The following is a 13,902-nucleotide window of genomic DNA, read 5'->3' as shown; positions in this document are numbered from 1 at the left end:
GAAAATAGACGAGAAAAGCCTGATACCAAACAGCATAACTATATAGTTTTTATTATATAGCATACGCAATATTGCGTATCCGTCGCCTCGCGCGCGCCCCTATCGGAGAGAGGACGATCTCTACTGCTGCGTTTGCTCCCGCTGGCTCAAAATAAATTCAATAAATGACTTCCAGGTATCCAATTCTTTATCAATCATCGTAATATCATTCTATGTTGTCGAATTTATGTCCGCCTGCATGATAACCCGTCCCCCCCTTCCCGTGAAGATTTCTGTGGATAAAATTTCCACGGCCTCTCCCCGCCCACCGTCGGCGATCCCCCGTTTAACCCGCGAGATCCCCAGAGACGCCGCCGTTCAGCGGTGGCTAAGCCAGCCGATGGCGCACTCGTCAGTATCCCGCGGCCCCGGCGTCGAGCGTCGATAAAACGATCCGATGTCAGAGATGGCGCGCTGAGCCCCTGCGCTCTCCGCACGGTCGCCGGAATAAGGGCAGAAAGCGCGTTGGCGCCAGCGGTTCGAATATTTCCATATGGTCAGATCGCCTGTATGCTACAGCGGACTAAGCGCAACAGGGGGAAAGGTAAGTCCATGAAAAATACGGCAGAGACTAAGGTCATCCTTTATGGCATCAAAAACTGCGATACGGTTAAGAAGGCCCGCAGGTGGCTGGATGAACGGCAGATCCCCTATCGCTTTCACGACTACCGCAGCGATGGCCTCGATGAGACGCGGCTAAACGGCTTTATCGCGCAGCTCGGCGTCAGCGCGCTGCTGAATACCCGCGGCACCACCTGGCGCGGCCTGGATGAGGCCACCCGCGCCGACGCCGCTCAGCCAGAGGCAGCGGTGCGGCTGATGCTCGCCTCTCCGGCGCTGATCAAGCGCCCACTGCTGCAGCGGGGAGAGCACCTGCTGCTCGGCTTCACCCCAGAGCGCTATGCGCAGTTTTTCGCCGAGGAGGCACAATGAGCGTCTGTCCGGTCCTCACGCTGGCGCAGCAGCTGATCCGCTGCCCGTCAATCAGCCCCAACGACGCCGGATGCCAGGATATCCTGCTGGCCCGCCTGCGCGCGCTGGACTTTCATATTGAAGCGATGCCGCACGGCGATACCCGCAATCTGTGGGCCTGGCGCGGCGGCGATGGCCCGGTGCTGGCCTTTGCCGGCCATACCGACGTCGTACCGCCCGGCGATGAACGCCAGTGGCGCCACCCCCCGTTTACCCCGACGCTGCAGGACGGCATGCTGTACGGCCGCGGCGCGGCGGATATGAAGGGATCGCTGGCCGCCATGGTGGTCGCCGCCGAACGCTTTGTCTCCGCCAGGCCGGATCACCGCGGTCGACTGGCCTTTTTAATCACCTCCGATGAGGAGGCCAGCGCGGTCAACGGCACCGTCCGCGTCGTCGAGACCCTGATGGCGCGCGGCGAGCGCCTTGACTACTGCCTGGTGGGTGAGCCCTCCAGCGAGCAGCGTCTGGGCGACGTGGTCAAAAACGGCCGCCGCGGCTCCATCACCGCCGATCTGACCGTGCACGGCACCCAGGGGCACGTCGCCTATCCCCATCTGGCCGACAATCCGGTGCACCGCGCCGCGCCGATGCTGGCGGAGCTGGTGGCGATCGCGTGGGATAACGGCAACGACTTCTTCCCGCCGACCAGCCTGCAGATTGCCAATATCGCCGCCGGTACCGGCAGCAATAATGTGATCCCCGGCGATATGTATGTACAGTTCAACCTGCGTTTCAGCACCGAATCGAGCGTTGAGTCGATCCAGCAACGCGTAACGGCGCTGCTGGATCGACACGGCCTGCGCTACACCCTCAACTGGTCCCTCTCCGGCCTGCCGTTCCTGACGCCGGGCGGCGAGCTGGTCGACGCGGTGGTCAACGCCGTCGCCTGCTACGGGGGCCAGACCCCGCGTCTGCTGACCACCGGCGGCACATCCGACGGGCGTTTCATTGCCCGCATGGGTGCCCAGGTGGTCGAGCTGGGGCCGCTTAACGCCACCATACATAAAGTCAACGAATGCGTCAGCGCGGCCGACCTACAGAGCCTCAGCCGCATGTACCAACGGATTATGGAGCAACTCATCGCATGATCACCCCGGCGATGCTGACCGGTCAGAGTACCGATCACCTGGTGTCTATCGGCGGCAACCACCGCCTGCAGCCGCGGGCCGCCGACGCGTTTCGCGCCATGCAGCGGCGCGCGCTCGCCGATGGGCTAAACCTGCAGCCCGCCAGCAGCTTTCGCGACTTTGCGCGCCAGCAGGCCATCTGGAATGACAAGTTCAACGGAGCGCGCCCGCTGCTGGACGCCGACAGCCAGCCGCTGCAGGTGGCCGACCTGACGCCGGGCGAACGCTGTCAGGCTATCCTGCGCTGGTCTGCCCTGCCCGGCGCCAGCCGACACCACTGGGGCTGCGATCTCGACGTCTACGATCCGGATCTGCTGCCAGCGGATACCCGGCTCCAGCTGGAGCCATGGGAGTATCAGCCCACGGGCTGCCAATATCCCCTTACCCGCTGGCTGGATACCCACATGGCGGCGTTCGGTTTTTACCGCCCGTTTGACGGCGAGCAGGGGGGCGTCGGCGCCGAACCCTGGCACCTGAGCTACCGTCCGCTGGCGCAGCAGGCCGAGTCCCTGCTGACGCCGGCGGTGCTGCAAGCGGCCTGGCAGGACCGCGACATCGCCGGACGCGACTGGCTGGAGTCCCATCTGGAGGCGATTTTTTCCCGTTATATCCGTACCCAGGAGAGTAAGGTATGAGCTGGCTGGCTGACTATTGGTGGGTGATCCTGCTGATCCTGATCGGCATGATCTGGAACGGGATCAAGGCGCTGATGCGCGTCAATCCCAAGCACTATCTGGACGATCGCCCGCCGCTGCCGCCGCACCGCGACAACAATGCGCAGTGGGACGACGATGACTGGCCCCGACAGGACAAGGACAAAAACAAAGACAGGGCGCCGCACAAATAGCGCCCCTGCGCCCTCAGCGGTAGGCGACGATCTCGCCACGTTTGCCGCTGAGCGCCTCATCCCAGTAGCGCTGCGGAATATAGGCGCGCATCCGCTCCAGCGCCGCCTCCATCAGGGCAGCGTTGATCGCATGTCCCACCGGCTCAATATCCAGCGTGACATCGGTGCCGGTGCTGCGCAGCTGGCGCTCGGCCGCCTGGGCGTGGACCAAGGCGACCCGAGGATCCTCGCTGCCGTGCAGCAGATGCACCACCGTATCGCCCAGCTTATGCTGCGGTAGGGTGGCAAAGCGCCCGCTGAATGCGATCACCCGGCCCGCCAAATCCGGCTCGCTGCGCACCGCCTCCAGCGCCATCGTCGCCCCCTGAGAGAAGCCCACCAGCGCCGTCGCGGCATAGCCGACGCCGCTGACCTGCTGCCAGTAGCGCACCAGCGCGATCAGCCGCGGCAACGCGGCGGCAATACGCGCCGGACGATTCTCGTCATCCTCACCCTCTTGCGCATACCACTGCAGCCCTACGCCATCCGGCGACGGCTCAGGTGAACCTACGCTGACCACCAGCGCCTGGGGGAACGCCTGGGCGAAATACTCCCCGATCTGCCCCATGGCGACCGGGTTATCGCCTACGGCGTGAAACAGCAGAATCAGCTGCTGTGCCGTCCCCTCCGGCTGTTGCACAACGTGATGATGATGTTCCATACGCGACTCCTACTCACTCATGCAGACTCACTTTATTCCTACTATACGCCTGCCGCGGCAGGAGAAAAGCCGTGCGGGCCGCGCGAGCCGCGGGTGGGTGTGCCGACGGCGTTACGCCGCCGTCGCCAGCGCGGCGGCCAGCGCCTGGCGCAGCGCAACGATCAGGGCTCGCCGCCCGCTGATGCCCGCCTGCGGCGGTAGCCGTGCCAGATCGCCCTGCGCCTGCCGCAGCTGCACCAGCAGCGGCGGCAGCGTAGAGGCCGGCCGACCGGCCAAGAAACGCAGCAGCGCCGGACAGGCGCTATCGTAGGGACGGGCGTGATGGGCAAAGCCGTCCAGCTCACGGAGATCGGCCTCATCGAGTTTGTCCGCCGCCAGCGGCGTCAGCGGGAGCACGAGCCCGGTCTGCGCCATCAGCCAGCGGGCATCGCGCGCCAGACGCCGCGCCAAGCGCCGGGTCAGCGCCGCTCCCGCCGCCGTCAGCGGACAGAGCGCCATCGCCGTATAGCAACCGCTGCTGGCCTCTCGCTGGGTCCCCATGCGTACCAGGGTAAATCCACAGCGTTGCCAGAACGCCCAGAGCGCATCGGTATAGCCAAAGCTGACCGAAACAAAGTCCACCGCGCCCGCCGCACGCGCCTGCGTCAGCGCCGCGGCTATCAGCGCCGACGCGACGCCGCGACGGCGCAGCGTCGGCATCACGGCGATACGGCTAACGCGCCAGGATCGCAGCTGCGGAGCGCAGGGCTCGCCGCCGTGCGCCGCCAGCGACTGGGCGACTAAGCTACCGCGCGGCCGACGCTCACCGGCCCACACCGCCTGCGCCAGCGCGGCGGACAGTCCCCCCTCGTCCACCAGCCACAGCGCCCCTTGCACCCGCGCCTCGCCCAGCGCCGCGCACAGGCGCTGACCGGGCGCATCCATCAGACGCCGCAGATCGAGCGGCGATGTCCGGTAGTGGGCGCTGGTCAGCAGCGCATAAAAGTCCGCCATCAGCGCCGGATCCGTCTGCCACTGCCGCTGCGCCAGCCAGCGCAGCGCACTGACCGGCGCCGCCGCCCCACAGGTATCGCTGAACAGCAGCGCGGCGTTCAGCCACGCCTCCAGCGGATCGTCGCTGGCCCAGCGCAGCGGCCGATCGAGGCTATGGATACGGCAATCGGGCAACGCCGCGCAGAACTTGAGCAGAAATCCGCGGCCGGTCCCCTCATAGCCCTGTACCGTGGTGGTCATCAGCACATGGGGAAACGCCGCGATCAGGCGCTGCAGCAGCGGCGTAGGGATCGCCGCCGCCTCATCGATCAGCAGCCAGCCGGGCAACCTCTCCCCGGCCTCAATCCGCTGCAGCAGCAAATCGGGCGCCACGAACGGCAGGTCGCCCGCCGTCGTCTGCACCCGTTCGGCGGCGACCCGCGCCGGCGCCGTCAGCAGACAGTCGCCGCGCAGGTCGGCGGCCAGCATACCGCTCAGGGTTGACTTGCCGCGCCCGCGGGGCCCCAGCACCACGTTGACGGCGGCCGGCGTACGCAGCGCGCGCAGTATCGCCCGCTGCTGCGCCGTCGGCGTGCCATCCGGCACCCGCCACGCCGCGCGCCTCAGCGGCGCCGGCGCCGGGCACGCCGCACCCTGGTGCCACAGCGTGACGCCGTCGGCTGCGGACAGCGTACGCTGCAGGTGGTGAACAAAATTCGCCGTGGCGATGGGCTGCTCGCGCTCGCTCCAGCGCAGGCTGTCATCATCGGGGCGCTGTGCCCAGGCAGACCACGGCGGCGTCAGCAGGATCAGCCAACTGCCGGCGCGCAGCGTGCCGGCCAGCGCCGCCAGCGCCTCCGCGTGACAGCCCGGATGCCAGTCCAGCACGCAGTGCCCCAGCTCACGTCCCAGCACCGTACGGATCTGCGTCAGCGGCAGCGCCTGGCATCCCATCGGCGCCGGACTGCCGCACCAGGTCACGTCAGCCAGCGGGGCGATAGCAAGGGCGGCGCGCCGTCGGCACCAGTCGGCCTCACCGCTGATCACCAGCAGGCGGCGCACGCCGGCGCGGGACATGGCAGGAAGAGAGGCGGAAAGCGGCATAGCGACACCACGGCAGCAAAAGGGAATCCCAGAGTATACCAGCATCGCCGTCGTCCGCGCTGTCGCGCACCATGATTAACAAAAGATCACAAAACGATCTATTATCGTGATCATTATCGCTAAAAAAGATTATTAAACACCATAAAATCACAATAAATAACTAATCATCACAAGTTTACCCGCGGCCTCTCGACCCCGGCGCAGTATGGCCCGTGCCATGTCCGGTTTTCCTCTGCTCAAAGGAGAAAAACGCATGCGCTCCACTTTTCGTTTATTATTCCTACTGTTAGCGCTGATCTCCAGCGCGCTGGCGCAGCCCCTCGCGCCGCGCCATGCCGACTGGATCGCCCGAGACTTTTCCTTTCACGACGGCGCACGCATGGATCTGACGCTGCACTACCGCACCCTGGGCGATCCCGACGGGATGCCGGTACTGCTGCTGCACGGCACCGGCGGCAGCGGCGACAGCTTTATCACCCCGGAGTTCGCCGACGTGATGTTCGGCCCCGGTCAGCCCCTCGATATTCAGCGCTATTTCATCATCATGCCGGACGCCATCGGCCACGGCCGCTCCAGTAAGCCCTCCGATGGACTGCGCGCCCGCTTCCCGCGCTACACCTATCAGGACATGGTCACCGCACAGTTTCGCCTGGTGACAGAGGGACTCGGCCTCCCCCACCTGCGCCTGGTTATGGGAAACTCCATGGGCGGAATGCACGCCTGGCTCTGGGCCGAACGCTATCCCGACGCTATGGACGCGGTCATTCCACTGGCCGCCCAGCCGACGGAGATGGCCTCTCGCAACTGGATACTGCGCCGCCTGATCACCGACAGCATTCGCCGAGACCCCGCGTGGCAAAACGGCGACTACCGTCAGCAGCCGCCCAGCGCACACTTTGCCAGCGTCTTCTACGCCATCGCCACCAGCGGGGGAACGCTAGCCTGGCAGCGGCAGGCGCCGACCTGGGACAGCGCTCAGCGGCTGCTGGAGCAGCGCCTGTCCGCCCCCTTCAGCGTCGACGCCAACGATCTGCTGTACCAGTGGGACGCCTCGCGCGGTTACCGCGCCGATGCGCATCTGGAGCAGGTGCACGCCGCGGTGCTGGCGATTAACGCCGCCGACGATGAGCGAAACCCGCCCGAGACCGGCGTCATGCAGCGCGCCATCGCACGCCTGCCGCACGGCACCCTCTACCTGATCCCGGCGGGCCCAGAGACCCGCGGCCACGCCACGACCGGGCTGGCGCGTCTTTATGCGCCGCAGGTCGCGCGTTTTCTGCTGAGCGCGCCGTCAAGGAGGCACCATGCCGCCGCATAGCACGCTGTACTTAGCCGAGTTTATTGGCACCGCCCTGCTGGTCACCCTGGGACTCAGCGTGGTCGCCGCCATCTCGCTGCGCAGCTCGGCATTCTATGGCGCCGGCGGCGGCGTCGCGGCGCTGGGCTGGGGCGCGGCCATGACCTCTGCCGCTATCATCGTCGCCCCCATCTCCGGCGCCCACTGCAACCCGGCGTTTACCCTAGGGTTCTTTCTGGCGGGGCGCTTTCCCGCCGAGCAGATCCCCGGATACATCCTGGCCCAGGCCGGCGGCGCCTTCTGCGGCGCGCTGCTGGTCTGGGTGCTCTACCGGGAGCACCTCGATAGCGAAGAGAACCCGCGCAGCAAGCTCGGCGTCTTCGCCACCGCGCCAGCCATCCGCGGCGGGCTAAAAAACACGCTGGCCGAAGCGACCGCCACCTTTATCCTGATGCTGACCGTACTGAGCTTTCCCCATTCGCTTCCCGCCAATGGCGTCGCCTTTCTCTATCTGTTTATCGCCCTCTCCGGCGGGGTGATGGCCTTTGCCGGGCTGACGGGCTACGCCATCAACCCCGCGCGCGATCTGATGCCGCGCCTCATCCACGCCCTGCTGCCGATCCGCGGCAAGGGCAGCTCCGACTGGCGCTATGCCTGGGTGCCGATCGTCGGCCCGCTGTTAGGCGCCGCGCTGGCGGCTCTGTGCTACCGCGCCCTGTTCAGCGGCGTCGGCAGCTAATCCTCACCCGACAGGAGTCACGCTTATGCGCTTTGTCTTCTTATCCCATAAACTGGATCCGGCGGACGTCGCCTGGCCGGGAGAGCCCGTGCTCTCCCTCACCGTCACGTCGTGCATCGGTCAGCAGGATAGCCCCTTTAACGCGGTGATAAGTCACCTGCCGAATCACTTTGGCACCCACTGCGATGGCCCCCGCCATTTTTGCCCCAACGGTCCCGCGCTGCACCAGCTGCCCATCGACTACTTTGCCTATCGGCAGGATGAGATCCTGTTGATCGCCGTGCCAAAGGGGCCGCGCGCGATCGTGACCCACGAGGATATCGCCCCTTACGCCCCACAGCTGCAGGATAAAAAGCTATTGCTGATCCGTACCGGATTCGAGGCCTATCGCCAGCGCGATCCCGAGATATACAGCAAAGAGGGCCCCTGTCTGCACCCCGATCTCTGCCGCTATCTGGTTGAGCACTTTCCACGCCTGCTGTGCATTGGCATGGATTTTCTCTCTATCGGCTCCCCCTGCAACGATCTGGGCGTAGAGGCGCACCGCTGGCTGCTGGGGTACTATGGCGAGAAATTTATTATCGCTATCGAAGATATGACGCTCGCGCCGCTGCAGGATCAGCTGCCGCAGCTGTTGACCCTGGGACCGAGCCGGATCGTGGGCGCCGACAGCGGGCAGGTGAGCGTCATGGCCGGGCTGGCGCCATAATGACGACGGGGGCTAGCGCCCCCGTCGTCTTTCCATGCGTCGCGTCGCCGCTCAGTCGAGCGGCACGCCCAGACGGTGGGCCACCTCTTCATAGGCCTCAATCAGCCCGCCCAGGTTCTGGCGGAAGCGATCCTTATCCATCTTCGCCAGCGTCGCCTTATCCCACAGGCGGCTGCCGTCCGGCGAAAACTCATCGCCCAGAACGACTTGGCCCTTATACAGGCCGAACTCCAGCTTAAAGTCCACCAGGATCAGCCCGGCGTCGTCGAACAGCTGGCTGAGCACCTCGTTGGCGCGGTAGCTCAGCGCCTTCATCTGCGCCAGATGCTCGTCGCTGACCCAGCCAAAGGTACGGCAGTAGGATTCATTGACCATCGGATCGTGCATGGCGTCGTTCTTCAGGAACAGATCGAACAGCGGCGGATTCAGCGGCATGCCCTCTTCAATGCCCAGACGCTTCACCAGCGAACCGGCGGCGCGGTTACGGATCACGCACTCCACCGGCACCATCTCCAGCTTCTTCACCAGCGCATCGGTATCGGACAGCAGGCGCTCCATCTGCGTCGGGATCCCGGCCGCCTCCAGCTTGCTCATGATGAAGTGATTAAACTTGTTGTTCACCATACCCTTGCGATCAAACTGCTCAATGCGCTGGCCATCCAGAGCTGACGTATCGTTGCGGAACGACAGAATCAGCAGATCCGGATCCTCCGTGGCATAGACCGTTTTAGCCTTGCCGCGGTACAACTCAGCGAGCTTTTGCATTTGCGTACTCCATAGGTTAAGAACAGAACAAACCGAAGCGTTCGGGCGCGATGGCGCCGCAAGATGGGGCCATTATACGCCAGCCAAACGATTGCGTGGAGAAAAAAATACAAAAAAAGGGGGCGTTAGCCCCCTTCACGATGTTCGAGCGGGTTACGGACGCGCAAACGCCGCCTGGAATACCTTGACCAGCGCGTCGTTACGCGCCTGGGTCAGCGGCTGTCCCTTGCTGTCCAGGAACTGCAGGCTGGTGCGGTTGTCCAGATCGCCGACCTGGATCTTATAGTCGCCGTTGGCCAGATCCGGCGCGCTAACCCCCAGGCTTTCCCAGGTGCTGCTGCTCGGCTCCTTGTAGCTGACGGAGAGAGTCCCCTGCGGACGGCTGCGATCGCTGATGGTCATGCCGACGCGCGGCAGCACGGACGGCAGGCGCTCCCAGACCTGAGCATAAGGCGCACGTACGATCAGCAGCGGCAGACCGGTATCGTCGGCCCCGCTCTGTACGTCGATCTGCCCCAGGCTCCGGTTAGCGCGCGCGTTCGCCTGATCGCTCTGGATTTTATCCAGATTGCTGGCGACGTCGTTCAGCACATTCACCGCATAGCGCTGGATCTCGCTGCTCGAGGTCACCGGTGATCCGCTCTGCTCTAACGCCAGGGACTTGACGACGATCGCCGTCTGGTATCCCTGCGGCTGAACCGAGATCTGATAGCGGCCGCGGTACTGCTGATCTTCATCGGCGCGATTGAACGCGATCCACTCCGTCGTCAGCGACTGGCTGGCATCCTGGCGGCTGGCGATCGGGAAGTTATCCTCCTGCACCGAGCGTACGACCTGCTGCCACAGCCCGCTCATCCCGGCCGAGTTCTCCACCAGCATGATCGCGGCGCCGTTGGTGTACTGGGTGCGCGAGCCGTTCAGCAGCGCCAGCGCCTGCGCCGGAGGACGGATATCCAGCGCCTTGCCGACGGCGCCCTTATCGTTACTCCTCTGGATATCGTAGGTGCTGTTCTGCAGCGGCAGGATCATCCCCGCAGGCGCCTTCAACTCCTGCAGCGCCGGCGTTTCCAGGTAGGCCTCGTCCCCGCTGACCTGGCGCTTATAGCGCTGATCGCTGGAGCAGGCAGAGAGCATCATCGCCAGCGACACGCCAACCAGGGTCGCAATCGTCGACTTTTGTACTGAGTAAGCCATTCAATCTCCCTAAGAGTTACAGCACACCGGCATGCTGCAGTGCGCGCTCAACCGCCGGGTGCGCACTGGCGCTCAGCGGTGTCAGCGGCAGACGCAGGGTGTCGGTCGCTATCAGTCCCAATACCTTGGTGGCCCATTTTACCGGTATCGGGTTTGCTTCTATAAACAGATCGCGATGCAGCGGCATCAGGCTCAGGTTTAGCCTGCGTGCGGCATGGAAATCCCCGGCCAGCGTCAGGCGGCACATTTCCGCCATCTGGCGCGCGGCCACGTTCGCGGTTACCGAGATAACCCCTTTTCCGCCCAGACGCATAAAGTCCAGCGCCGAGGCATCATCACCGCTGAGCAGGATAAAGCGATCGTCGTTGACCAGATCTTGGATCTGCCCAACGCGGCTTAAGTTCCCGGTCGCTTCTTTAATCGCGATAATATTGTCAATCTGCGCCAAACGCGCCACGGTCTCCGGCAGCATATCGCAACCGGTGCGCGACGGCACGTTATACAGAATCTGCGGCAGATCGGTACAAGAGGCGATGGCACGGAAGTGCTGATACAACCCTTCCTGCGTCGGCTTATTATAATACGGCGTGACCGACAGACATCCCACCACCCCGCTGTGATTAAAACGCTCGGTCAGCGCAATGGCCTCGGCGGTGGCGTTAGCGCCCGCCCCGGCGATCACCGGAATCCGGCCATCGGCCAGCTCCAGCGTCTGTAAAACCACGTTGACATGCTCGTCATGGCTCAGCGTGGCGGACTCACCGGTGGTGCCCACGGCAACAATGGCGGACGTCCCGCTGGCGACATGGTAATCGACCAACTTTTTCAGGCTCGCGCGATCGACATTTCCCTTGTCATCCATCGGCGTTACCAGCGCTACAATACTTCCCGTGAACATAGTCCATCCCCCTCTAAAAACAGGCGTCTCATGGTACGTTTTAAAGCATTGCCAACGCAAGTAGACATCTGAATGCTAATTGCTTGTAGCATACTTTTTTTTATGATTACCTTGGTACACCCACTATCGATACAGGAAGAACTCTTTTGCCACAGCCCAATCAACACTATCTAGTCATCACCGCCCTTGGCGCGGACCGCCCCGGCATCGTCAACAATATTACCCGCCACGTCAGTAGCTGTGGCTGCAATATTGAAGACAGCCGACTGGCGATGTTGGGCGAAGAGTTCACGTTCATCATGCTGCTCTCCGGCAGCTGGAACGCGATCACCCTGATAGAGTCCACCCTGCCGCTGAAAGGCGTAGAGATGGATCTGCTGATCGTAATGAAGCGCACCACCTGGCACGAGCGTCCTACCATGCCGGCCACGGTCTGGGTGCAGGTCGAGGTCAAAGACTCGCCGCACATCATCGAACGCTTTACCGATCTGTTTGACTCACAGCGCATGAACATCGCCGAACTGGTCTCCCGAACCCAGACCCGCGACGGTTCCGATGAGCAACAGCTCTATATTCAAATCACCGCCCATAGCCCGGCCAGCCAAGATCCCACGCTGATCGAGCGCGCGTTTAACCAGCTCTGTCTTGAGCTCAATGCGCAGGGCAGCATTAACGTAGTCAATTATTCTCAGAATGACGGTTAAAGACGGAGAGAGTCGTAATGAGTCCATTGCAAGCCGGTAGCATCGCGCCACAGTTTACCCTATTGGATCAAGACGGTGAGCAGATCGGTCTGGCCGACTTCCAGGGCCAGAGAGTACTGGTCTACTTTTATCCCAAAGCCATGACCCCAGGCTGTACCGTACAGGCCTGCGGGCTGCGCGACAGCATGAATGAGCTGAAACAGTACGGCGTAGAGGTGCTGGGGATCAGCACCGATAAACCGGAAAAGCTCTCCCGCTTTGCGGAGAAGGAGCTGCTGAACTTTACCCTGCTGTCCGATGAAGAGCACCGGGTCGCCGCCCTGTTTGGCGTATGGGGAGAGAAAACCTTTATGGGGAAAACCTATGACGGCATTCACCGCATCAGCTTTCTGATCGACGGCAGCGGCCGCATTGAACACGTGTTCGAGGGGTTTAAAACCAGCAACCACAGCGACGTGGTGCTGGAGTACCTGCGCAGCCACCCGTAACGCCCGCGGCGCGACGCCCTCTGGCGCCGCGCCCGTCTAGGCGCTACCCGTTGGCACCGGGCGTCGCGTCATTACCGAAGTCATCCGGCCAGGCGTGGATCACCGCTTTCACCAGGGTCGCCAGCGGGATGGCAAAGAAAACCCCCCAGAATCCCCACAGTCCACCAAAGATGATCACCGACAGAATGATCACCAGCGGATGCAGGTTAACCGCCTCGGAGTAGAGCAGCGGCACCAGAACGTTACCGTCCAGCCCCTGCACCACCAGATAGGCGATGAACAGCGACCAGAAATCCGCCCCCATCCCCCACTGAAACAGCGCCACCAGCACCACCGGAATGGTCACCAGCACCGCGCCGATATAGGGAATGAGCACCGAGACGCCGACCAGCACCGCCAGCAGCAGGCCATAGTTCAATCCCAGCACCAGAAACACCAGATAGGTCGCCACGCCGACCACCAGCATCTCCACCACCTTACCGCGGATATAGTTGGTGATCTGCTGATTCATCTCCAGCCAGACCTGGCCGGCCAGGCCGCGCTCGCGCGGCAGCACCCGGCGCAGCGCATTGAGCATCTGCCCCTTATCCTTGAGCAGAAAGAACACCATCAGCGGCACCAGCACCAGATAGATGGCCAGCGTGACCAGCCCGACCAGCGACGCCAGGGAGAACTTCAGCACCGACTCACCCATCAGCGCCATCCGCGCGCGCAGGTTCTCGACCACCACATCGATAATGCCCGCATCCATCAGGGCCGGGTAGCGGCGCGGCAGCGTGGCGGCATACTCATAAAAGCGGGTCACCATCTTCGGCATGTCGCTCATCAGCGCCAACCCCTGCTGCCAGGCGATCGGGATCACCACCAGCATCGTCAGCAGCACAATCCCGATAAACAGCAGCAGCACCACGCAGACTGCCCATAGCCGCGAACAGCCAACCAGCTGCAGTTTATGGGTCGGCCACTCCAGCAGGTACGCCAGGACAATGGCAACCAGCAGCGGCGCCAGGATGCCGTTAAAGAAATAGATAATGCAAAATCCCACCAACAGGATGGTCAGCAGGGCGATCGCCTGGGGGTCGGTAAAGCGGCGCCGGTACCACTGCCTCAGCATTTCAAGCACGGTTATACTCCTTCATTCTGCGCCGCGGCGCGACTGCTCCATAAATTCCGTTACATAACAACATTATAAATAGTAACCAACAAGTTTTGGCACGGCCGAGCAATAGTGGCAGAATGGACAAACGTCAGGTTATTGCAGGACACGGCCCTTTATCTGGCCTAGTGTAATAGAGAGCGGGTGCGGGAAGAAGAACTCTTCGCCGGGATCGGCGTCAAATGTCT

The 13,902-nt window shown here is 63.1% G+C and carries 15 protein-coding genes; 9 read left to right on the top strand and 6 right to left on the bottom strand.

What is annotated here, in order from left to right:
* Positions 1-591: 591 nt before the first annotated feature.
* Genes BRD58_RS05910 through BRD58_RS05895 form a run of 4 tightly spaced genes read left to right on the top strand, consistent with a single transcriptional unit; the run spans position 592 to position 2,988 of the window.
* Positions 592-972: an ArsC family reductase gene (locus BRD58_RS05910; RefSeq protein WP_015461172.1), complete on the top strand. Its 381-nt coding sequence runs from the start codon at positions 592-594 to the stop codon at positions 970-972.
* Positions 969-2,102, top strand: coding sequence for a succinyl-diaminopimelate desuccinylase (gene dapE, locus BRD58_RS05905; RefSeq protein WP_069578363.1), 1,134 nt, complete (start codon positions 969-971; stop codon positions 2,100-2,102). The genes BRD58_RS05910 and dapE overlap by 4 nt, the downstream gene beginning before the upstream one ends.
* A complete protein-coding gene (locus BRD58_RS05900) occupies positions 2,099-2,776 on the top strand; it encodes a M15 family metallopeptidase (protein ID WP_015461170.1) in 678 nt (225 codons plus the stop codon). Before dapE ends, BRD58_RS05900 begins: the two co-directional genes overlap by 4 nt.
* Positions 2,773-2,988 carry a YpfN family protein gene (locus BRD58_RS05895; protein ID WP_012847968.1) on the top strand — a complete coding sequence of 72 codons (216 nt, stop codon included), beginning with the start codon at positions 2,773-2,775 and terminating at the stop codon, positions 2,986-2,988. Before BRD58_RS05900 ends, BRD58_RS05895 begins: the two co-directional genes overlap by 4 nt.
* 13 nt (positions 2,989-3,001) lie before the next feature.
* Here BRD58_RS05895 and ypfH read toward each other — a convergent pair whose 3' ends face one another.
* Together ypfH and BRD58_RS05885 are read right to left on the bottom strand one after the other, a co-directional pair.
* On the bottom strand, positions 3,002-3,688 hold the full coding sequence (ypfH, locus tag BRD58_RS05890) for an esterase (protein WP_069578362.1): 687 nt from the start codon (positions 3,686-3,688) through the stop codon (positions 3,002-3,004).
* A 111-nt stretch (positions 3,689-3,799) separates the two neighbouring features.
* On the bottom strand, positions 3,800-5,764 hold the full coding sequence (locus BRD58_RS05885) for a tRNA(Met) cytidine acetyltransferase TmcA (protein WP_073381967.1): 1,965 nt from the start codon (positions 5,762-5,764) through the stop codon (positions 3,800-3,802).
* Between the two features lie 253 nt (positions 5,765-6,017).
* Here BRD58_RS05885 and BRD58_RS05880 point away from each other — a divergent pair, with 253 nt between their 5' ends.
* The 3 genes from BRD58_RS05880 to BRD58_RS05870 are packed head-to-tail and all read left to right on the top strand — an operon-like array spanning position 6,018 to position 8,509.
* Positions 6,018-7,082, top strand: a complete 1,065-nt coding sequence (locus BRD58_RS05880) for an alpha/beta fold hydrolase (RefSeq protein ID WP_015461168.1) — start codon at positions 6,018-6,020, stop codon at positions 7,080-7,082.
* On the top strand, positions 7,069-7,800 hold the full coding sequence (locus BRD58_RS05875; protein WP_034167996.1) for an MIP/aquaporin family protein: 732 nt from the start codon (positions 7,069-7,071) through the stop codon (positions 7,798-7,800). The genes BRD58_RS05880 and BRD58_RS05875 overlap by 14 nt, the downstream gene beginning before the upstream one ends.
* A gap of 25 nt (positions 7,801-7,825) precedes the next feature.
* Positions 7,826-8,509: a cyclase family protein gene (locus BRD58_RS05870; protein ID WP_069578359.1), complete on the top strand. Its 684-nt coding sequence runs from the start codon at positions 7,826-7,828 to the stop codon at positions 8,507-8,509.
* Between the two features lie 51 nt (positions 8,510-8,560).
* Here the strand turns inward: BRD58_RS05870 and purC are convergent, their stop codons facing one another.
* The 3 genes from purC to dapA form a co-directional block, all read right to left on the bottom strand.
* Positions 8,561-9,274 (bottom strand): phosphoribosylaminoimidazolesuccinocarboxamide synthase, encoded by a 714-nt coding sequence (purC, locus tag BRD58_RS05865; RefSeq protein ID WP_012847962.1) that lies wholly within the window; start codon positions 9,272-9,274, stop codon positions 8,561-8,563.
* A gap of 153 nt (positions 9,275-9,427) precedes the next feature.
* Complete coding sequence (bamC, locus tag BRD58_RS05860) at positions 9,428-10,468, bottom strand: outer membrane protein assembly factor BamC (RefSeq protein ID WP_012847961.1); 1,041 nt, start codon at positions 10,466-10,468, stop codon at positions 9,428-9,430.
* A 16-nt stretch (positions 10,469-10,484) separates the two neighbouring features.
* Positions 10,485-11,366 carry a 4-hydroxy-tetrahydrodipicolinate synthase gene (gene dapA, locus BRD58_RS05855; protein WP_012847960.1) on the bottom strand — a complete coding sequence of 294 codons (882 nt, stop codon included), beginning with the start codon at positions 11,364-11,366 and terminating at the stop codon, positions 10,485-10,487.
* Positions 11,367-11,512: 146 nt separating this feature from the next.
* Here dapA and BRD58_RS05850 point away from each other — a divergent pair, with 146 nt between their 5' ends.
* Together BRD58_RS05850 and bcp are read left to right on the top strand one after the other, a co-directional pair.
* Complete coding sequence (locus tag BRD58_RS05850; RefSeq protein WP_069578358.1) at positions 11,513-12,070, top strand: glycine cleavage system transcriptional repressor; 558 nt, start codon at positions 11,513-11,515, stop codon at positions 12,068-12,070.
* 17 nt (positions 12,071-12,087) lie between these two features.
* The gene (gene bcp / locus BRD58_RS05845; RefSeq protein WP_015461166.1) at positions 12,088-12,558 is read left to right on the top strand and encodes a thioredoxin-dependent thiol peroxidase; all 471 of its coding nucleotides are present in this window, start codon (positions 12,088-12,090) and stop codon (positions 12,556-12,558) included.
* Between the two features lie 43 nt (positions 12,559-12,601).
* On the opposite strand, the gene BRD58_RS05840 is transcribed toward bcp, so the two are convergent.
* Positions 12,602-13,681 carry an AI-2E family transporter gene (locus BRD58_RS05840; protein WP_012847957.1) on the bottom strand — a complete coding sequence of 360 codons (1,080 nt, stop codon included), beginning with the start codon at positions 13,679-13,681 and terminating at the stop codon, positions 12,602-12,604.
* Positions 13,682-13,902: the final 221 nt, after the last annotated feature.

It is taken from the genome of Edwardsiella piscicida, assembly GCF_001896205.1.
GTDB classification, from domain to species: domain Bacteria; phylum Pseudomonadota; class Gammaproteobacteria; order Enterobacterales; family Enterobacteriaceae; genus Edwardsiella; species Edwardsiella piscicida.
This window is presented reverse-complemented; position numbering and strand designations above follow the sequence as displayed.

Excerpts from the sequence above, each read along its gene's own strand:
- BRD58_RS05885 (WP_073381967.1), bottom strand. The coding sequence starts at position 5,764 with ATGCCGCTTTCCGCCTCTCTTCCTGCCATGTCCCGCGCCGGCGTGCGC.
- BRD58_RS05910 (WP_015461172.1), top strand. The coding sequence starts at position 592 with ATGAAAAATACGGCAGAGACTAAGGTCATCCTTTATGGCATCAAAAAC.
- ypfH (WP_069578362.1), bottom strand. The coding sequence starts at position 3,688 with ATGGAACATCATCATCACGTTGTGCAACAGCCGGAGGGGACGGCACAG.
- bamC (WP_012847961.1), bottom strand. The coding sequence starts at position 10,468 with ATGGCTTACTCAGTACAAAAGTCGACGATTGCGACCCTGGTTGGCGTG.
- BRD58_RS05895 (WP_012847968.1), top strand. The coding sequence starts at position 2,773 with ATGAGCTGGCTGGCTGACTATTGGTGGGTGATCCTGCTGATCCTGATC.
- dapE (WP_069578363.1), top strand. The coding sequence starts at position 969 with ATGAGCGTCTGTCCGGTCCTCACGCTGGCGCAGCAGCTGATCCGCTGC.
- purC (WP_012847962.1), bottom strand. The coding sequence starts at position 9,274 with ATGCAAAAGCTCGCTGAGTTGTACCGCGGCAAGGCTAAAACGGTCTAT.
- BRD58_RS05875 (WP_034167996.1), top strand. The coding sequence starts at position 7,069 with ATGCCGCCGCATAGCACGCTGTACTTAGCCGAGTTTATTGGCACCGCC.
- dapA (WP_012847960.1), bottom strand. The coding sequence starts at position 11,366 with ATGTTCACGGGAAGTATTGTAGCGCTGGTAACGCCGATGGATGACAAG.
- BRD58_RS05870 (WP_069578359.1), top strand. The coding sequence starts at position 7,826 with ATGCGCTTTGTCTTCTTATCCCATAAACTGGATCCGGCGGACGTCGCC.
- bcp (WP_015461166.1), top strand. The coding sequence starts at position 12,088 with ATGAGTCCATTGCAAGCCGGTAGCATCGCGCCACAGTTTACCCTATTG.
- BRD58_RS05880 (WP_015461168.1), top strand. The coding sequence starts at position 6,018 with ATGCGCTCCACTTTTCGTTTATTATTCCTACTGTTAGCGCTGATCTCC.
- BRD58_RS05900 (WP_015461170.1), top strand. The coding sequence starts at position 2,099 with ATGATCACCCCGGCGATGCTGACCGGTCAGAGTACCGATCACCTGGTG.